The organism is uncultured Hyphomicrobium sp. (genome assembly GCF_902826555.1).
GTDB lineage: Bacteria > Pseudomonadota > Alphaproteobacteria > Rhizobiales > Hyphomicrobiaceae > Hyphomicrobium_C.
In genome coordinates, this window is the sequence record NZ_CADEFI010000001.1 from 291308 (window position 1) to 308799 (window position 17492).

The 17492-nt window shown below is 63.8% G+C and carries 19 protein-coding genes; 7 read left to right on the forward strand and 12 right to left on the reverse strand.

Annotated features, from left to right (window positions below):
* Both QZV93_RS01275 and QZV93_RS01280 read right to left on the reverse strand, forming a co-directional pair.
* A partial coding sequence (locus tag QZV93_RS01275) for an ImuA protein (protein WP_295555298.1) occupies positions 1–780 on the reverse strand: 780 nt, incomplete at its 3' end.
* A gap of 161 nt (positions 781–941) precedes the next feature.
* Positions 942–1349: a hypothetical protein gene (locus QZV93_RS01280; protein WP_295555299.1), complete on the reverse strand. Its 408-nt coding sequence runs from the start codon at positions 1347–1349 to the stop codon at positions 942–944.
* 225 nt (positions 1350–1574) lie between these two features.
* Here QZV93_RS01280 and QZV93_RS01285 point away from each other — a divergent pair, with 225 nt between their 5' ends.
* Positions 1575–2570: a PfkB family carbohydrate kinase gene (locus tag QZV93_RS01285; RefSeq protein WP_295555301.1), complete on the forward strand. Its 996-nt coding sequence runs from the start codon at positions 1575–1577 to the stop codon at positions 2568–2570.
* A 73-nt stretch (positions 2571–2643) separates the two neighbouring features.
* On the forward strand, positions 2644–2916 hold the full coding sequence (locus QZV93_RS01290) for a hypothetical protein (protein ID WP_295555303.1): 273 nt from the start codon (positions 2644–2646) through the stop codon (positions 2914–2916).
* 19 nt (positions 2917–2935) lie between these two features.
* On the opposite strand, the gene QZV93_RS01295 is transcribed toward QZV93_RS01290, so the two are convergent.
* The 5 genes from QZV93_RS01295 to QZV93_RS01315 form a co-directional block, all read right to left on the reverse strand.
* Complete coding sequence (locus tag QZV93_RS01295; protein ID WP_295555305.1) at positions 2936–4162, reverse strand: MlaD family protein; 1227 nt, start codon at positions 4160–4162, stop codon at positions 2936–2938.
* Between the two features lie 10 nt (positions 4163–4172).
* A complete protein-coding gene (locus QZV93_RS01300) occupies positions 4173–4955 on the reverse strand; it encodes an ATP-binding cassette domain-containing protein (RefSeq protein WP_295555307.1) in 783 nt (260 codons plus the stop codon).
* Positions 4956–4957: 2 nt separating this feature from the next.
* Positions 4958–6094, reverse strand: coding sequence for an ABC transporter permease (locus QZV93_RS01305; RefSeq protein ID WP_295555309.1), 1137 nt, complete (start codon positions 6092–6094; stop codon positions 4958–4960).
* Positions 6095–6128: 34 nt separating this feature from the next.
* On the reverse strand, positions 6129–6620 hold the full coding sequence (locus QZV93_RS01310; protein ID WP_295555310.1) for a hypothetical protein: 492 nt from the start codon (positions 6618–6620) through the stop codon (positions 6129–6131).
* A gap of 272 nt (positions 6621–6892) precedes the next feature.
* Positions 6893–7639, reverse strand: a complete 747-nt coding sequence (locus QZV93_RS01315) for a transferase (RefSeq protein ID WP_295555311.1) — start codon at positions 7637–7639, stop codon at positions 6893–6895.
* Between the two features lie 261 nt (positions 7640–7900).
* Here QZV93_RS01315 and QZV93_RS01320 point away from each other — a divergent pair, with 261 nt between their 5' ends.
* From QZV93_RS01320 to QZV93_RS01330, 3 genes are all read left to right on the forward strand, one after another.
* Positions 7901–8428, forward strand: a complete 528-nt coding sequence (locus QZV93_RS01320) for a CHASE4 domain-containing protein (RefSeq protein WP_295555313.1) — start codon at positions 7901–7903, stop codon at positions 8426–8428.
* A gap of 2 nt (positions 8429–8430) precedes the next feature.
* On the forward strand, positions 8431–10197 hold the full coding sequence (locus QZV93_RS01325) for an EAL domain-containing protein (protein ID WP_295555315.1): 1767 nt from the start codon (positions 8431–8433) through the stop codon (positions 10195–10197).
* Positions 10198–10259: 62 nt separating this feature from the next.
* Complete coding sequence (locus tag QZV93_RS01330; protein ID WP_295555316.1) at positions 10260–11027, forward strand: hypothetical protein; 768 nt, start codon at positions 10260–10262, stop codon at positions 11025–11027.
* Between the two features lie 27 nt (positions 11028–11054).
* On the opposite strand, the gene QZV93_RS01335 is transcribed toward QZV93_RS01330, so the two are convergent.
* Genes QZV93_RS01335 through QZV93_RS01350 form a run of 4 tightly spaced genes read right to left on the reverse strand, consistent with a single transcriptional unit; the run spans position 11055 to position 14585 of the window.
* Positions 11055–11909, reverse strand: a complete 855-nt coding sequence (locus QZV93_RS01335) for a metal ABC transporter permease (RefSeq protein ID WP_295555317.1) — start codon at positions 11907–11909, stop codon at positions 11055–11057.
* Positions 11909–12757: a metal ABC transporter permease gene (locus QZV93_RS01340; protein WP_295555319.1), complete on the reverse strand. Its 849-nt coding sequence runs from the start codon at positions 12755–12757 to the stop codon at positions 11909–11911. Before QZV93_RS01340 ends, QZV93_RS01335 begins: the two co-directional genes overlap by 1 nt.
* Complete coding sequence (locus QZV93_RS01345) at positions 12754–13632, reverse strand: manganese/iron ABC transporter ATP-binding protein (RefSeq protein WP_295555320.1); 879 nt, start codon at positions 13630–13632, stop codon at positions 12754–12756. The genes QZV93_RS01340 and QZV93_RS01345 overlap by 4 nt, the downstream gene beginning before the upstream one ends.
* Positions 13629–14585: a metal ABC transporter substrate-binding protein gene (locus tag QZV93_RS01350; RefSeq protein ID WP_295555321.1), complete on the reverse strand. Its 957-nt coding sequence runs from the start codon at positions 14583–14585 to the stop codon at positions 13629–13631. The genes QZV93_RS01345 and QZV93_RS01350 overlap by 4 nt, the downstream gene beginning before the upstream one ends.
* A gap of 214 nt (positions 14586–14799) precedes the next feature.
* On the opposite strand from QZV93_RS01350, the gene QZV93_RS01355 reads away from it, so the two are divergent.
* Both QZV93_RS01355 and QZV93_RS01360 read left to right on the forward strand, forming a co-directional pair.
* Positions 14800–15486, forward strand: a complete 687-nt coding sequence (locus QZV93_RS01355; RefSeq protein WP_295555323.1) for an adenosylcobinamide amidohydrolase — start codon at positions 14800–14802, stop codon at positions 15484–15486.
* 77 nt (positions 15487–15563) lie between these two features.
* Positions 15564–16973: a DUF6513 domain-containing protein gene (locus tag QZV93_RS01360; protein ID WP_295555324.1), complete on the forward strand. Its 1410-nt coding sequence runs from the start codon at positions 15564–15566 to the stop codon at positions 16971–16973.
* Here QZV93_RS01360 and QZV93_RS17560 read toward each other — a convergent pair.
* Positions 16927–17466, reverse strand: a complete 540-nt coding sequence (locus tag QZV93_RS17560; protein WP_363156356.1) for a DUF2478 domain-containing protein — start codon at positions 17464–17466, stop codon at positions 16927–16929. The genes QZV93_RS01360 and QZV93_RS17560 overlap by 47 nt on opposite strands.
* Positions 17467–17492 lie beyond the last annotated feature (26 nt).

Sequence of the window (17492 nt, forward strand, 5' to 3'; positions counted from 1 at the left end):
ATTTCCCGCTGCTCCGCAGCTCCCATTTCCCGCTGCTCCGCAGCGAGCCAGCGATGCACCGGCCACTGCGGCAGCCAGACCGAAACGATGCGCGGCATGATCGACCTCCAACATCCAGTCTCCCGGCCGTCCGTTGCGGCAGCGTTCGAGCGTCACGTGCCATCGCCAGCCAGAGAGCAGCCCGAAGCGGTCGCGGCTTCCGGGTGCGGCGGCGATACGCCAACGAGTCGTCGCGGTGGGGACGGTTGCCGTGCCCAGCCGCAGGAGCAGCAGTGGAATCTTGGAGTCGCGGGCGGCATGGAGCAGCCGCTGGCTGGCCTTGAGGTCGAGCTTGCCGCCGAGGGCGCTCGCAACGGCTGCCGGTCCGCGGGAGCGCACCGCTTCCTCCGTTGCCCACAGGGCTTCCTGCTCGTCGGCCGTTTCGACCAAAATCAAGCGTGATGGATCGAGACCGAGGCTCGCGAGGCCGTGGCCGTGGGGGTGTCCGTAGCGGGCGAGCTTTTTCGACGAGAGGACGAGCAGGAGCGGCGTGCGGCCCGGCATGCGAGCGAGCAAGGCCATGAGGAAGCCGAAGACGGCTGGCAGGTCGGCCTCTTCAGCCGGGGTGATCTCGTGTACGGCGCCGAAAGCGAGGCCCTGGGGCAGGTGAGCGTCGAGCTCGGGGAGGCCGAATCGCAGACCGTCCTCGGCGGTGCCGGGCAAGCCTTCCATGCGGGCGAGACGGTGGCGCAGGTCGGACACGATCTCGGTCCGGCTAGGATTTGCGGCAGCGGGCAGCATGCAAGTGGCTCTTTCGGCTCCTAAACAGTCGAAAGAGAGAATAGAACAAAATAAGAACATTGCAAGGGGTGATGGGTCTGCTCCCGCTTCAAACAGCGGCTCAAACAAAAAGATCGGAGCAGCGCGGGGCCGCTCCGATCTGTTGTTTCTGAGGAAGCAATTTACTGTTTGGCGCACTCGATCGTGACGGTGGTGCCGGTCTCGGCGACGAACTTGGTGCAGGTCTGAGCAGCGGAGGCGACGTTGAGCGGGCTCCCGGCGCTGTCCTTGGCTTCCTCGGCGACCGTCGTGGTCTCCTCGGTCTTGGGGGTAGACTCGGCAGCAGCGACTTTCGCGGCCTCGGCCTTCTTTTCGGCGCGGGCGATCTGGGCGGCCTTCTTCTGCTTGGCGCGCGCCTCAGCCAATGCGGCTTTGCGTGCGCGGGACTGCTGAAGTGCGACGCGGCTCGGAGCCTTCGACTGGTAGGCATGGAAGCCACCATGGCCGCCGCAACCTGCGGATGCCGCGGAAATCTGGAAGCTGGCGATGAAAAGGGCGGTGAGGATGATGCCGATGGCTTTGTAGAGCATGGTCAGATTCCTTTGGAACGGATGCGTCTCTCTCCATGACGGCTGTGGCCGTCCGTTGAAGCGAACTTGCCATCGAAGGCCCGGACCTGCTGTCCCTCCAGAAACAGGGGGCGCGATTTTTCGCCGACGCGGTGCCCGGTGGAACGGATGTATTCCGCATGGAACTTTGCTGGGTGGACACTGCTTTGGCTCCCATATGGCTACGCAGACTTCAGGTCGGGATCCATGACGGGCAATACCATCATCGTCGTCGGGCATACGGCGCTGGACCGCGTCTATCGGATCGATGCGTTTCCGGCGTGGCCGACCAAGGTTGCTGCGCATGACCATCGTGAGGAAGGCGGAGGCTCGGCTGCCAACGCCGCTGCCGCGATCGCCGTGCCCGGGGGCGAGGTCAAGCTCTGGAGCCGCATCGGTGACGACGAAACGGGTGCCAAAGCCCGGCGCGCGCTTCAGCAGGCGGGCGTGGACGTCAGCAGCGTCGTGGCCTGCGAAGGCGCCAAGACTCCGACGGCTGCCGTGATCGTCGATGGGAAAGGTGAGCGGTTGGTCATCAGCGAGGACGGCCACACGTTTCCGATGGAGGCCGAGTGGTTGCCGCTCGGTGCGGTGGCGTCGGCGGGTGCGGTCCTGAGCGACCTTTCCTGGCTCGAAGGGACGCGGGCTGCATTCGCCGCTGCACGCGCCGTCGATGTGCCGACGATCGTGGACGTGGATCTCGGCGGCGGAATTCTGCTCGATCGCGTCATCGATCTCACGGACTATGCGATCTTCTCGGCGCCGGCGTTCGAGAAGTTCGTGGCCGGCGGTGACGACGGGGCAAGGCTCGCCTCACTTCTGGCGCGGGGTCTCCGTCATGCGGGTGTGACACGGGGCGCCGGTGGCTACACTTGGCGCGGCGCCCAAGGGGGAGGGCAGCAATCCGCGTTCAAAGTGCCGGTGGTCGATACGACCGGTGCGGGTGATGTCTTCCATGGTATCTTTGCGCTGGCCCTGGCTTCAGGCCTGAGCGATGCCGAGTGCGCACGGGTCGCCTCTGCCGCGGCCGCGCTCAAATGCCGGCGGCTCGGTGCGCGGCTCGGCCTACCCACGGCAATGGAGCTCGATGCGTTCCTGCTCGAGCAGACCGGAGAGGGGCTTGCGGAAGGGTTTCTGCCTGGAACGCCAAGGCTTCAGCCGTCAGTGGAAAGTCAGCGAGTTTGCCTACAATCGGCCCCCTAGAGGGCTCGCAGAGGCGCAAAAGGCATCTATATAAGGGGCACCGACCAGCGGAACCGCTGTCTGGAGGACAACGATGGTGCAGAAGCGCAAGGAAACGGTCATCGTCATCGACCGCCATGGCCAGACGACGGAGACGGAGCTCACCGGATGGCGGCGCTGGCTTGCGGCTGGCGCCGGCTATCTCGTCGTGGCCCTGGTGGCGCTGGTCGGGCTCGCGCTGCTGCTCGGGCTGGCCATGACATTTGCCATGGTGTTGATGGTGGCGGTGCCGCTTGCCATCGTGCTGGCGCTGATCGCTTACGCGACCGGCTATCTCAAGGTCGATGTGCGCCGCGACCGCTTCTAAATCCCTAAGCTACGAATAATCAGGGAGCGGGCGGCGGCTCGGGCATCTCGGGCTCCGGAATATCGTCATCGGGAGCCGCGCCCTTCTTGGCTCCTTTCGGTGCTTCCGCAGGCTCGGGTGCCGGCGCATCGACGGGAAGCTTCGCAACCCAGGGAACGGCGCTCGCCAGGACTTTGCCGAATGCGCCGTCGAGGGCGGTCACGGCGCCTTGTGCATCGACGGTGGGCAGCGGAGCCGTCTCCTTGAAATTGCGCGAGCCGACGATCTTTCCGCCGGCGCTTACAAGCTTGATCGCGATTTCCACCGTCGCGGCCGGCGACGACGTCAGGGCAATGGCGAACTGACGGATCTCGGTCTGCAGCTGGTCGCTCGGCTCGAGGTTATCGAGCGGGCGTGTCACGGCTGCGAAACAGCCGGAGCCCTCGAAACTCTCGATGACTTTGGACTGGACGACGGCCGGGATGTTGTCGGTGAACTGTGCCTTCTCGAAGGGCGATGTCTCGGGCGGGTCGCCGACGATGACGACTTTGTCGGAGTTGAAGGCCATCGGCGCGGCCGGCTCCGGCACGACGAGCTGGGGACGGGAAGCGTCCGGGCAGACGGCCGATTTCGCGAGCGCCGAGAGATTGTAGATGCCGGGCTTGGTTTTGGCGCCGCCGGCGAAGCGCTCCAGGCCTGCGAGAATTCCGTCGATGCGCTCCGAGTTGCGCGAGAGCACGCCCGCAAAGGTGCTGATGCCGGTGATGGCGTCATGCAGCGCCGCGCTGTTGTCGTCGATCACCTTGTCGAGCCGGTTCAGCGTGCCGCGTGCCGACTGCGTCAGGCTCTGCGTGCTTTCGGCGCTGGCGTTGAGGAGCGGCGGCTCACCTGTCGTGGCGAACGGCGCAGCCTTGGGATCGCCGCCGGACAGTTCGATCACCGGTGCGCCGGTCAGCCCCTGAAAGTCGACGTTGACGACCGTGTCCGACCGCACGGGAGCGGAATTGTCCACGGCGATGGTGACGAGCACATCCTTGGGCGCGTCGGGCGAAAGGTCGATCTCCGTCACCTCGCCGACGCGGATGCCGTTGAAGAGCACGGTCGAGCCCTTGAGCAGACCCGATACGGAGCTTTGGAAGCGCACGCGGAAGAGCTGGCGGTCGGCGATGCCTCCGGTGTTGTGCAGCCAGTAGACGAAGGCGAAGACGGCCAGGATGGCCGCGAGCACAAAGGATCCGACCAGAGTATAGCGCGCCTGTGTTTCCATGGTCCTGGCCTCAAGGCTCGATGTTTGCAAAGCGTTCGTTGACGGCCGTCGCACGACGGCCCTGGAAGTAGGAGCGAACCCACGGGTGCTCGCAGGCGAGCATGCTTTCTATCGAGCCGGTGGCGACGACGCGGCCGTCGGCCAACGCGCCAACGCGGTCGCAGATCGTGTGCAGGCTTTCGAGGTCGTGGGTGATCATGAAGACCGTGAGACCGAGGGTCTCCTGCAGTGTCTTGATCAAGGCGTCGAAATCGCCGGCGGCAATCGGGTCGAGACCCGAGGTCGGCTCGTCGAGGAACACCAGCTCGGGATCGAGCGCCAGCGCACGGGCCAGCGCCACGCGCTTGGTCATGCCGCCCGACAGCTCCGACGGCATCTTGTCATGGTCGGCCCGGCGCAATCCGACCATGTCGAGCTTGGCGGCCGCCATCTCGTCCATGAGCCGCTGCGGCAGATCCAGATACTCGACCATGGGGAATTGCACGTTCTGGAGAACGGTCAGGGACGAGAACAGCGCGCCCTGCTGAAAGAGAACGCCCCACCGGCGCTCGATGCCGCGCCGCTCTTCGGCATTCGCGGTGTCGAGGCGCGTGCCCAAGACCTCGATGGAGCCCGACCGGCGCGGAACAAGGCCGATGATCGTGCGCAGGAGCACGGACTTGCCGCTGCCCGAGCCGCCGACGAAGCCGAACACCTCGCCGCGACGGACATCGAACGTGACGCGATCGAGCACCGTGCGCGGCCCGAAGCCCACGACCAGATCCCGCACGTCTATGGCTTTGTCGTTGGCCATGGCTACATGTCGACCGAAGCGAAGAAGACGGCGAACAGTCCGTCCAGAACGATGACCAGGAAGATGGACTTGACCACGGAAGCCGTGGTCTCGCGGCCGAGAGATTCAGCGCTGCCCTGGACCGCGAGCCCCTGGGCGCAGGCAACGACGCCGATGACGAGCGCCATGAACGGCGCCTTGATCATGCCGACCTCGAAATGTGTCAACGAGACGGCCTCGCGCAGCCTTTCAATATAGATCGCCGGGCTCATGCCGCCATAGGCCCAGGCCACCAGTCCGCCGCCGTACAGAGCCGCCATGGAGCCGAGGAAGGTCAGGATGGGCAACGCGATGACGAGAGCGATGATGCGCGGCAGGATCAGAACGTCCACCGGATCGCGCCCCATGGTGCGCAATGCGTCGATCTCCTCGCGCATTTTCATGGAGCCAAGCTCGGCGGTGTAGGCGCTCCCCGAGCGTCCGGCCATCATGATGGCGATGATGAGCACGCCGATTTCGCGCACGACCAGGATGCCGACCATGTCGACGACATAGGCGTCGGCGCCGAATTTGCGGAAATGGAAGAAGCCCTGCTGCGCGATGATGCATCCGATCAGAAAGGTAATGAGCAGCATGATCGGCACCGCCTGCCAGCCGACCCTGTCGAGGTGGTGCATGGTCGGGGTGATACGGAAGCTTCTCGGATTGGCGACCACGCGGGCGAGCGAGACGACAATGGCGCCCAGCATGTTGGCGAAGTCGACGAGGTCGCGGCCGAAACCGGCTGCGGCCTGGCCGAGCCAGGCGATGGATCGGAGGATCGACGGCCGGTGCTTGGCGGGCTGCGGTGCGTCGCGCTCGGTGGTGCTGATCTCCTCGTAGAGGGCGCGATAGCGTTCCGGCAGGCCGTCGAGGCGCGTGCTTCCCGAGCCGGATTCGCGTGCACGGATAAACCGCTCCACGAGCCACGCACCATAGGTGTCGAGCGCGGCAATGCTCCTCATGTTGATGGTCACCGGCACGTCGGCCGGCGTGGTGCGCATCATGTCGAGGATTATGCCGTCCAGGCTGCGGGCGTGGTCAACGGTCCACGATCCAGCTGCGGACAGCTCGATCCCGGCTGTGCCGGGATGTGCGACCAGGGAGGGGGCCGAGCCCATCAGACCTTCACCTCCCAACGTCCAAGCGTGAAGCTCATTTGCGTGACAGGCTGACCGTCACGCTCTTCAACGGTATGCCCTCAGTGGCGATCGCCACGTTTTGCTTGGTCTTGTCATAAGTCACGGTCATCGAACCGGCCACACCGCCGACGATCTGGAGCTTCAGGCTCTCGTCGGTCAGCTTTCCGGTGACGTTTCCGTTGGCATTGTAAGTGCGCTCTTCCCAGCTGCCACTCAAGGCGCCGCCATTGGAGGTGAGCTTGGAACGCATTTCAATCTTGTTGGTCTGGCCTGTGCAGCGCACTGCAATGCCGAGCTGCGAGCCGCCGCCCGTGTAGTAGGCATCGCACTTCAGCTTTTCGGAGGTGCCATCCTGGAGCTTGTAAGTTCCGCTGCCGCCCCAGGAGCCAAGAAGCGGCTCGAACGTGGGGTCGGCTACGCTTGGTGTCGTCAAGCTCGAGAGCACGAGAGGGGCGGCAAGCGCGCACAGGAGGTGGCGCCGAAGGGCAGGGCGGGCGGGCGTCATGTGTGTCCCTCGGTTTTCGGCTGCAGCCGGGTTCCGACGCCGGTGCCGACTTTAATCTGGTCGTTCTGTTGCGTCATTCCGGAGGCCGAATTTCACGGCTGCGGCGTCAAGAGACACTGATTTTACACAACGTGCAACACCGCATCACGACAGCATAACGGCGGGGCCGGGAAATATCCGGCGGTCGCCGCGTCAGCGATCCGGAAGGAGCGCTGCGGAACAGAGGGCGGGATTTGCATCTTGCCATGCCGCTCAAGCGGGGTGGCGAAACGTCAGCAGGCGTACGTTACCCAGATGTTGGGCTCCTCGTAGCGACCGACGCCGCGCTCAAGGTCGATCTCCAGCGGAACCAGTGCGCCGTCAATGGCATAGGAGCCCGACTGAGGATATTTCTTCTTGGTCCACGTTTCCCAGAACGCGATCGGCTCTTCGACGACCATGGAGCGCTTGCAGGGCCCCACCAGCTTGCCGCCCGAGGACAAGTGACTGCGAAGCCACGGATCGAACGCGCGACCCTTGCCATCGGTCCAGGTGATGTAGTCGTCGATGCCGACCCAGGGGTGGCGTGCCTTCGACGACGGTCTGACGGCAGCGAACACACCGCGCAACCCTTTGGATTCCGCCAGTTCGCGCATCGCGCGGAGCATCCGGCGGCCATAGCCTTTTTCGCGGTGAACGGCGGGAATGGACATGGCCAGTCCGCCCAGGATCGTGGGCGCACCCTTCGGGCTTGCGCCGGTTTCTACAACCCAGTCCCAGCCTTCCTGAGGAAGATCTCCGGAGCCGGTGTAGCTCAGAGGGACGCTGTTGAAGACGGCAACAGGGTAGTCCGTCTCCTGATCTACCAGGCACAGCTGATAGTCAGCGTATTTGTCCAGAATAGCTGCGTAATTCTCGTAGTGGGCGCGCGTATAATTCAGATAACCGAGATCGCTCCAAGCGGCCTGCTCTATGGATGCGGCGGCTTTTCTCAGTTCCTCACTGTAGGCACGGGTACGGATCACGAGGCGGGACGCCATGGGACACTCGACGATATGTTCAGTACAACTATAAGGATAAATCATCCGATTGGATGAGTTCTGGTAATCTTAATAAGATGTAAAGCCGTAGAAAGCAATCAAAAAATAGTTAAAAGCAATTGTGTTCATTCCCAGATTTGTGCGGAGCTAAACACTTTGTTTACTATAAGTTATATTCGAGCGTTCAATTAAACAATGACTTAGGCCTTCCCGGCAAACCTACCCAAGTATGTCGGTAATGGGTTTGCGACGCTTATGTTGATGGGTGATACAACAAGACTCTACGAAGGTGATCTGCGTCGCCTCACGATGATTATTCGCGCCGCGATCACGTTCTTCGGGGTGCTCTTGCTCGCGGTGATTGCATTCGCAGGCTGGTCTGCGAACAAATCAGCGACCGATGCTGAGCGCACGCTTGTCGAGAACGCTCTCAATCAAAGCATCGCGAACCTTCTCGATGGCCAGAAAAGCGTTGCGTGGTGGGATGACGCCGTCATCAAAATCACGGACGAAAGCATCGACCTGCAGTTCGCCGACGACGAATTCGGCATTTTTCTCACGGAGACCTATGGTCACGACGAGACCTACATTCTGAACGCGCGGGACGAGCCGATCTGGGCCTACAAGGAGGGCGCCCGGGCTGGCGCCGAGGCCTACGCGGAGAGGCGCGCCGCTCTTCTGCGGTCGTCGCCGAGGCGCGTCACGACACCAAGGGCTCGGGGCTCAGGGACCGTCCGGACGAATTCGGGCGCGCGCAAACGACCTACCGCATTCTATCGCGTGCCGTGAAAATGGCGCGATGGGCCGGTCACATCATTTCAGTCGGCGGCAAGCCGGCGGTCGTCGGCGCGATCACCATCGTGCCCAACGTCGAGATGGATCTCCTCAAGGGTACGCCCAAGCTGCTCGTCAGCGTGTCGTATATAAACGATGAGTTCATTTCGAAGATCGCGCGCACGCTTCTGCTGCCCGACCTTCAGCTCTCGCCCAGCCCTGTGAGGGCCAGCGGGGTCGTCACCGAGCCATTCGTGGGCGACGACGGAAAACAGGTCGGCTTCCTGTCGTGGACGACACGGCGGCCGGGACAGGTCCTTCTCACGATCATTCTCCCGCTTGTCGCGTGCGGCGTTTTTGCGACCGGGCTGTTGTCCAATCACATGTTCCGCCGTTTGAGGCGGGCGTCGGACGAGCTGACGCAGCGCGAAGCCCGCGCACGGCACGCTGCCAAGCACGATGTGCTTTCCGGGCTGCCAAACCGCCAGCACATGGTCGAGGAGGTCGATGCGAAACTCAACTCGCCGACATTCGGCGAGGGTGGGTCGCGTGCGCTCGCGGCCTACGTCGACATCGACCGGTTCAAGGACATCAACGACACGCTCGGGCACGAGACCGGCGACAAGCTCATCAAGGCCGTATCGAAGCGCTTGATGGCCCGCTTGCGGCCCGACGATTTCCTGGCGCGGTTCGGCGGCGACGAATTCGCGGTGCTGTGCGTTTCAAGCGAAGCGGACGCGGATACCAAGCTGGCTCGGCGCATCGCGAGCGCGTTCGAGGAATCGTTCGCCATCGACGGCCAGACGATCTGCGTGACGGCTTCCGTCGGAATCGCCAAGGCGCCGGATCACGGGCGGTCGGCGGATGAGCTGATGCGCCACGCGGACATTGCGCTCTACGAAGCGAAGAACCAAGGTCGCGATCGCGCCATGACGTTCTCGACCGAGATGGCGAGCCAGGTCGAGATGCGGCGTGCGATCGAGGTGGATCTGCGCACGGCCATCGAGAGGGAAGAGCTTAGGCTCCACTATCAGCCCATCGTGTCCTGCCGCACGGGTGCGATCGTGGGTGCGGAAGCCTTGTTGCGCTGGCGCCATCCGCTCAGGGGCGATATCTCGCCGGCGACGTTCATTCCGATTGCCGAGATCTCGGGACTCATGCCGATGCTCGGCACGTGGATTCTCGAGCGGGCCATCAAGGATTCGAAGCAGTGGCCCGATCTCGAGATCGCCATCAATCTCTCGCCCGTTCAGTTCAACCAAACGGATCTTCAGTCCGTTCTGCGGCGCCTCACGGCGGAGTATGACGTTTCTCCGAGCCGTTTCGTTCTGGAAATTACCGAAGGCGTGCTGCTCGAGGCAACCGACCAGACGAAGTCCGTGCTGCAGGGACTGCAGGAGATGGGCTTCCGTACGGCGCTCGACGATTTCGGAACGGGCTATTCGAGCCTTTCGTATCTCTGCAACTTCAAGTTCGACAAGATCAAGATCGATCGCTCGTTCGTCAGCAACGTGTCCAATGCGATGACATCGCGTACGATTGTGCAGTCCGTCGCCTCGCTCGGGCGCGGCCTTGGAATGCAGATCGTGGCAGAGGGCGTGGAGACCGAGTACGAAGCGGTCATGATGAGCCATTTCGGCTGCACGGAGCTGCAGGGCTATTTCTTCTCGAAACCGCTCGCGGCGGAGCAGCTCAAGCTTCTCGTGGAGCGGTTCGAACCGCGGCACATGGGATCGTTTCCCGAGCTGTTGGCTCTCGAGCCACCGCAGAAGGCAACGGCTTGATTTTTGCGCCGTGTTGCGATCTCTGATCCGGTCATGCGAAGCGGCAACGGGTCGGGGGCGCAATGCTCGAGAAGGACAGCGAGGGGATTGCGTACGGCAATGCCCACTACGAATGGGGTCAGTTCGATCCCGAGGCCTACTTTCAGCAGTACTATGGCGAGCCGCACGCTGACGACGATCGCGTCGCCTGCCTGACGGTCGACGTTCTCAAGCGAGCTCTTCCCGAGGGAAATGAGCTCGAAGTCGTCGATGTCGGAACCGGTCCCAATCTCATTCCCTTCTTCTGCGCGGCGCCGCGCGCGCGCCGGCTGACGGCGTGGGAATTTGCCGAATCCAATATCGCGTGGCTCGAGGCCGAGCTCAAGGGAAGCGCGCTGCGCCCGCAATGGCAACACTTCTGGGGCACGGTGCGTAGCGCATACGGAGCTGGCTGGAGCCTGCCCGACGATCCGCTCCCGGCTCTAAGGGAGCGCTGCGCCATCACGCAGGGCTCGATTTTCGATCTGCCGCCGCGCACGTGGGATGCGGCCACCATGTTCTTCTGCGCCGAGTCCATTACCAAGCGGGACGACGAGTTCGACGCCGCTTGCACGGCGTTTGCGCGTTGCGTGCGCTCCGGCGGCACGGTTGCGGCCGCGTTCCTGGTGAGCTCGGAGGGCTATGTTGTCGCCGACCACGAGTTTCCGGCGCTCCGGCTCTCGGCGGAGGCGATCGAAGCGGTGTTCAAGCCGCACCTCGATGAGATCGTCGTTACGCCGATCGGGATCGTCGATCGGGAGATCCGCAGCGGGTACTCCGGGCAGGTCTTTCTCAGCGGGAAGGTGCGCTGACGTCGCGCCGATAGCCCTCTCCGCTGCCTAAGTCGCGCTTGATCGGACGGCCTGTCTCAGCAGGCCGTTGCGCGGAGCAAACAGGAACGCGGCCAGGAACGCCGTGGCCTGGATCAGCACGATGCAGGGGCCGGTTGCGCCGTCGATGTGGAAGCTCAGAAGCGTGCCGACGATGCTCGCGCCGATGGCGACGGCGGCGGATATGGCGAGCATGCGCTCGAAGCGATCGGTCAGAAGATAGGCCGTGGCGCCGGGCGTGATCAGCATGGCGACCACGAGAATGACGCCGACGGCCTTCAAGGCCGCAACGACGGTCAGCGCCAGCAGGATCAAGAGACCATAGTGGATCACGCGAACCGGCAAGCCGATGGCGCGCGCATGCTGCGGGTCGAAGCAATAGAGGAGGAGGTCGCGGCGTTTGGCGAGCACGATAGCCAGCGTCGGGACGGCGATCAGAGCGGTTTCAATGACGTCGCGCCAGGTCACTCCCAGCATGTTGCCGAAGAGAATGTGCAGGACATGGAGATCGGTCTCAACCTTGGTCATCAGGACCAGACCTAGGCCGAACATGCCGGAGAAGACGATGCCCATGACGGTATCCTCCTTCACGCGGCTGTTTTCCTTGAGATAGCCGGTCAGCAGGGCGCAGGAGAGGCCGGAGACGAAGGCGCCGACGGCAATCGGAATGCCGAGAACGACCGCCGCCACGATGCCGGGCAGGACGGCGTGCGAGATGGCGTCGCCCATCAGCGACCAGCCCCTGAGCACGAGATAGCAGGAGAGAACCGAGCAGACGGCGCCGACGAGCATGGCCACCACCAGCGCCCGTTGCATGAAGGCGTAGGCGAGGGGAGCGGCGAAAAGGTCGTAGAGTGCCTCCATCAGCTCGCCTCCGTGCGGGCGGCGCGGTGGCTGGCGAGTAGTCCATGCTTGGGAGCGAAGACAAACGCGGCGAGAAACACGAGTGTCTGCAGCACGACGATGACGCCGCCCGTTGCGCCGTCGAGAAAATAGCTGATGTAGGTGCCGATGATGCTGGTCGCGGCGCCGATGGCGACACTGAATACGAGAAGGCGTCCAAAGCGATCGGTCAGGAGGTAGGCGGTCGCACCCGGCGTTACGACCATGGCGATGACGAGGCAGGCGCCGACCGTCTGCAGCGCGGCCACCGTGCAGGCACTCAGAAGCGTGAAAAACAGGATCTTGAGCGCGGTGGGATTGAGGCCCGATGTGCGTGCGTGCGTCTCGTCGAAGAAGGTGACCATCAGGTCTTTCCATTTCAGCGCCAGCACGGACAGGGAGATGACCGATATGACAGCAACCTGGGCGGCATCGCCATCGGTGATGCCCAGGATGTTGCCGAGCACGATCGATTGCACGTTGACGGCCGTCGGGTTGATGGAGACGAGCAGCAGGCCGAAGGCAAAGAACGAGGTGAAGACGATGCCGATGACGGCGTCCTCCCGGAGCTTCGATCTCTGGCGGACGAACCACATTCCGATGGCTGCCAGGAGGCCCGCAAAAAATGCGCCGGCGGCAAAGGGGATCTTGAGGAGGTAGGCGCCGGCGACGCCGGGGACGATGGAGTGGGCCAGCGCGTCGCCCATGAGCGACCAGCCCTTTAGCATCAAGTAGGCCGAGAGGAAGGCGCACGTCGCGCCGACCAGGCCGCTGACCCACATGGCCTTGACCATATAGTCGTACTGGAACGGGACCAGGAGCTCGCTCATTTGGCGTCATCCTCGGGGTCGGCATTCCTGTTGGCGCCGCCGCCGCCGTTCTCGCCGTAGAATACGAGCGCCCGCTCGTCGTCGGTCAGCACGGTGACGGAGCGGCGATCGTCGTCGGCGTGAAGATCCCGGCCGGCGAGCTTGAAATGGCGCAATACGCCCCCGAACGCTTTTTCGAGGTTGGCTTGCGTGAAAGTGGTTGCCGTGGGACCGGCGGCGAGGAGCGTGCGGTTGATGAGCACCACCTGGTCGCAGAAATCGGGGACGCTGCCGAGATTGTGGGTGGAGACCAGCATCAGGTGGTTCTTGGCGCGAAGGTCGCGCAGGAGATCGACGATGGCCGTCTCGGTTTTGACGTCGACGCCGGTGAACGGTTCGTCGAGAAGAATGATCGAGCTTTCCTGGGCCAGTGCGCGCGCGAGAAAGACGCGTTTCTTCTGTCCGCCGGAAAGCTCGCCGATCTGGCGCGTGCGGAACGCGGTCATGCCGACGCGTTCCAGAGCCTCGTCCACTTTGCGGTGGTCAGTGGCGCCTGCGATGCGGAGGAAGCCCATGTGGCCGTAGCGGCCCATCATGACCACGTCCTCGACCAGCACCGGGAAATTCCAATCCACATCCTCGCTTTGGGGAACGTAGGCGACAAGGTTGCGCTTCAGGGCGTCGTCCACGGGCAGGCCGGCGATGCGGACCGTGCCGGTGGTGGGGCGCACGAAACCCATGATGGTCTTGAACAGTGTCGACTTGCCGCTTCCGTTGACACCGACCAAGCCGCAGATGGTCCCGGCGCCGAGCGTGAACGTGACATCCTTGAGCGCGACGTGGCCGTTCGAATAGGTGACGGTCACGTTTTCAGCGGCAATCGAGGGGGCGTTCACGATGTGAAACCCGTGACGATGGTTTCGACAGTGACGCGTAGAAGATCGATGAAAGTCGGCACGGGGCCGTTGTCGGCGCTCAAGCTGTCGACATAGAGAACGCCGCCGTACTGCGCGCCGGTCTCCTGCGCGACCTGCCGTGCCGGCTTGTCGGAGATTGTGCTCTCGCTGAAGACGACGGGGATCTTGTTGGCGCGGACGAGATCGATGACCTTGCGCACCTGTTGCGGCGTGCCCTGCTCGTCGGCGTTGATCGGCCAGAGAAAGGCTTCGCGCATGCCGTAGTCGCGGGCGAGGTAGCTGAAAGCGCCTTCGCTGGTGACCAGCCAGCGCTGGGCCTCGGGAATCGCAGCAATGCGCTCGCGGAGCGGAGCGTCGAGTGCCTTGATCTTTTCGGCGTAGGCGGCGGCGTTGGCGTTATAGGCTTCGGCGTGGGCCGGATCGTGTGCGACGAGCGCCTTGCGAATGTTCTCGATGTAGATGAGCGCGTTCGAGGGGGACATCCAGGCGTGCGGGTTCGGCTTGCCGGTGTAGGGGCCGTCGGCGATGCCCATCGGCGTGACGCCCTCGCTGACGATGGCGCTCGGCACATCTTTGACGTTGTCGAAAAAGCGCTCGAACCAACGTTCGAGGTTGAGGCCGTTCCACAGCACCAGATCGGCGGACTGCGCCTTGACGATGTCGAGCGGGGTCGGCTGGTAGTCGTGGATCTCGGCGCCGGGCTTGGTAATGCTCTCGACGATGGCGGAGGTGCCGGCGACGTTCTGGGCGATGTCCTGGATGATCGTGAAGGTGGTGACGACACGGAAGGGCTTGGCAGCGCTTGCTTTCGTCTCTCCTTCGGCGGTGGTGGTCGGATTTACGGGAAAGATCGCGATGGCGAGCGCGACGACTGCGATAATGACCGCTGCGACGGCAGCTAGGCCCGAGGTGCGATTTCCATACGGCTGCATTCAGTCTCCGATACGTTTGGCGCTCTTACTGGATATAGGACCGCAGCGTCGACGTCAATCTAGTTGCGAATGATTCCTAAGTAAAGGCGGCGGATGCGCGCGGGGAGGCGTGCGCATGGGCGGAAGGGATCCTTCGCTTGACCCGCCGGGGGATTGCGACAAAGGTCGCCGCAGCAGATCCTTGCGCCGAGACAGATCCGAGCGACATCCTTTCATGCCTCCGTTTGCACTCTCCTGCCGGCCGCCGTACCTGGTCGCCACGTTCGATACGCCGCAGACGATGCTTTCCTGGTCGATTACCCAGCCCGGGCCGAGGACGGCACGGCGCGTGGTATGGCGGGAGGTGCGCAATGCGGATCTGCCGCCGGCCGAGGATCCCGTCGTCAGCATCGGCCGCATGCTCGCGGAGTCCGGCTTCGATGATGCGGTGGCGCTTGTCACCTCGCGCGACATTCGGCGCTATCATCTGGCTCAGTCCTGCGTCGAGGGCGTAACGGCGACGTGCGTCGCCACCGTGGGGCTCTCCAACGGCGAGCGGGTGGGGTCCCGCTGCAGCGAGCCGGTCTGGCTGCCCGGCACGATCAATATCCTCGCGCACGTTTCCCAGCCATTGTCCGAGGCGGCGCTGATCGAGACGGTATCGCTGGTGACGCAGGCGCGCACGGTGGCGATCGTGGAGGCCAACGTCGAGCGGGCCGGTGCGATCGTGACGGGGACGGGCACGGATTGCATTGTCGTCGCGGCGCCGGAGGGCGAGGGCCGGGCACCGTTTGCCGGCATGCACACGGCCGTCGGCGAGGCCGTGGGCGATGCGGTTGTGCGCGCGGTCCGCGAGGGCGTCTCCGTATGGAGGGAGGATTGGGAGGCGGCGACGGCAAGGCGCACCTCTGCAGCGGAATAGGTAAACGCCGGGTGGCGGGTTTGCGCCGTCGATTCATGCCATACTCGTATTCCGAGATCTGAGGACGAGAGAAGCCGATGGCGGAGCGTGTGGTGCTTGTGACGGGGTCGCTGGCGGAGCCGCGCGTCAAACGCGTGGCCGAGCAGGTGGCGAGCGATGCACTCGAGCCGGTGGTGGCGAACGTGGGCGTCAAGGTGGCGGCGCTGATGACGACGGATATCGTCCAGCGGCGCCTAAAGCTTCCGGACGGGGCAGACCGGGTGGTGATGCCGGGCCGTTTTCGCGGAGATCTCGAGCGGCTCTCGGATTTCTTCGGCACGCGTTTCGAGCGTGGCCCCGACGAGGTGGCCGATCTCCCGGAGTATCTCGGTCACGCCAAGGAGAAGGTCGATCTCTCCCAGCACAACATGACGATCTTCGCCGAGATCGTCGATGCAACGCTGATGACGCCGGCTGAGATCGTCGAACGGTCGCGCATGCTGCGCGCGGACGGCGCCGACGTGATCGATCTGGGTTGCCTGCCGGACAGCCCGTTTCCGCATCTCGAAGAGGCGATCCAGGCGCTGCATGCGGACGGCGTGCGCGTGAGCGTCGATTCCTTCAATGCCGAGGAGCTGTCACGGGGCACGAAGGCGGGCGCTGACTTTCTGCTCAGTCTCTCGGAAAAGAACATCGCGATTGCCGACGAGGGGCCTGCGGTTCCAATCCTGGTCTCGGCAGGTGCGGCCGATATGGACTCGCTCGACCGGGTGATCGACATCATGATCGCCAAGGGCAAGCCCTATTACGCCGACCCGATCCTCGATCCGATCCATTACGGTTTCGCTGCTTCCGTCATGCGCTATGTCGATCTGCGCAACCGGCGGCCGGACGTGCCGATCCTGATGGGGATCGGCAACGTGACCGAGCTCACGGACGCCGACACGACAGGGATCAACGCGCTTTTGATGGGACTGTGCTCCGAGCTCAACATCACGGCGGTGCTGGCGGTGCAGGTGAGCCCGCATTGCCGGACGGCCATTCGCGAGTTCGACCGTGCGCGGCGCGAGTTTTACGCGGCGAAGAAGGCCGGATCTCTGCCGCAGGGGTTCGGCGGCGGACTGATGGCGCTGCGCGACCGCAAAGGCTTTGCCTCGACGTCCGACGAGATCAAGACGCTGGCCTCGCAGATCCGGGACGTCAACTATCGTATCGAGGTGGCAGAGGACGGGGTGCATATCTACAATCGGGACGGACACCACGTCGCCGACGATCCCTTCAAGCTGTTTCCTCATCTCGATACGAAGGCCGACGCCGGGCACGCGTTCTACCTTGGCGTCGAGACGGCGCGGGCGGAGATTGCTTACCGGCTCGGCAAGCGCTACGCGCAGGACGAGCCGCTGGAGTTCGGGGTCGTTGCGGAGACCCGAGGCTCGGCTGACGACGCGCATCTCATGAAATTCAAGGACGCGGGCTCGACCCTGAAGAAGACCGACAAGGCGGAGTGACGGAGTGCGGTGCGTCAGTCCTCATCGTCGCACGGCATCGGATACTCGACGTCGGGATAGATGCAGCTCTCCTCCTGAATGGTTGCGTGCGCGGCCGGCGCCGGGTTGCAGACGGCGAGACATGCGACGACGAGGCCGGCACATAGAGCCCGTCGCACGTGTTTCCACCTGTGGCCGCAGTCACGCATTGCGCCATCATCGCGCGAGCGGCTCCGGCGTGCAACTGCGCGCTGGTTGCCTCAGGTGCGCGCGAGTTCGATTTGGCTGAAATCCGAAATGCCGACAAAGCCCGGATCGGACGGCGTTTCCTCTTTCGCCACATGCACCGTCTGGAAACCAGCACCACGTCGCACGCCGCGACGTCGTCGACGATGTGCTGGCAGGCTTCGGCAAAACCGCCGGCATCGAGGCAGCAGGCCGTCGATTGAGTCCCAAGGTCCTGATAAATGTCGTAGAGGGCGCCCGTGCGAAGATTGCAATCACGAGCGAGCATGGTGCGAAATCCCGAGTCGCCGAGCT

Excerpts from the sequence above, each read along its gene's own strand:
- QZV93_RS01280 (WP_295555299.1), bottom strand. The coding sequence starts at position 1,349 with ATGCTCTACAAAGCCATCGGCATCATCCTCACCGCCCTTTTCATCGCC.
- QZV93_RS01285 (WP_295555301.1), top strand. The coding sequence starts at position 1,575 with ATGACGGGCAATACCATCATCGTCGTCGGGCATACGGCGCTGGACCGC.
- QZV93_RS01290 (WP_295555303.1), top strand. The coding sequence starts at position 2,644 with ATGGTGCAGAAGCGCAAGGAAACGGTCATCGTCATCGACCGCCATGGC.
- QZV93_RS01295 (WP_295555305.1), bottom strand. The coding sequence starts at position 4,162 with ATGGAAACACAGGCGCGCTATACTCTGGTCGGATCCTTTGTGCTCGCG.
- QZV93_RS01300 (WP_295555307.1), bottom strand. The coding sequence starts at position 4,955 with ATGGCCAACGACAAAGCCATAGACGTGCGGGATCTGGTCGTGGGCTTC.
- QZV93_RS01305 (WP_295555309.1), bottom strand. The coding sequence starts at position 6,094 with ATGGGCTCGGCCCCCTCCCTGGTCGCACATCCCGGCACAGCCGGGATC.
- QZV93_RS01310 (WP_295555310.1), bottom strand. The coding sequence starts at position 6,620 with ATGACGCCCGCCCGCCCTGCCCTTCGGCGCCACCTCCTGTGCGCGCTT.
- QZV93_RS01315 (WP_295555311.1), bottom strand. The coding sequence starts at position 7,639 with ATGGCGTCCCGCCTCGTGATCCGTACCCGTGCCTACAGTGAGGAACTG.
- QZV93_RS01320 (WP_295555313.1), top strand. The coding sequence starts at position 7,901 with ATGGGTGATACAACAAGACTCTACGAAGGTGATCTGCGTCGCCTCACG.
- QZV93_RS01325 (WP_295555315.1), top strand. The coding sequence starts at position 8,431 with ATGGCGCGATGGGCCGGTCACATCATTTCAGTCGGCGGCAAGCCGGCG.
- QZV93_RS01330 (WP_295555316.1), top strand. The coding sequence starts at position 10,260 with ATGCTCGAGAAGGACAGCGAGGGGATTGCGTACGGCAATGCCCACTAC.
- QZV93_RS01335 (WP_295555317.1), bottom strand. The coding sequence starts at position 11,909 with ATGGAGGCACTCTACGACCTTTTCGCCGCTCCCCTCGCCTACGCCTTC.
- QZV93_RS01340 (WP_295555319.1), bottom strand. The coding sequence starts at position 12,757 with ATGAGCGAGCTCCTGGTCCCGTTCCAGTACGACTATATGGTCAAGGCC.
- QZV93_RS01350 (WP_295555321.1), bottom strand. The coding sequence starts at position 14,585 with ATGCAGCCGTATGGAAATCGCACCTCGGGCCTAGCTGCCGTCGCAGCG.
- QZV93_RS01355 (WP_295555323.1), top strand. The coding sequence starts at position 14,800 with ATGCCTCCGTTTGCACTCTCCTGCCGGCCGCCGTACCTGGTCGCCACG.
- QZV93_RS01360 (WP_295555324.1), top strand. The coding sequence starts at position 15,564 with ATGGCGGAGCGTGTGGTGCTTGTGACGGGGTCGCTGGCGGAGCCGCGC.
- QZV93_RS17560 (WP_363156356.1), bottom strand. The coding sequence starts at position 17,466 with ATGCTCGCTCGTGATTGCAATCTTCGCACGGGCGCCCTCTACGACATT.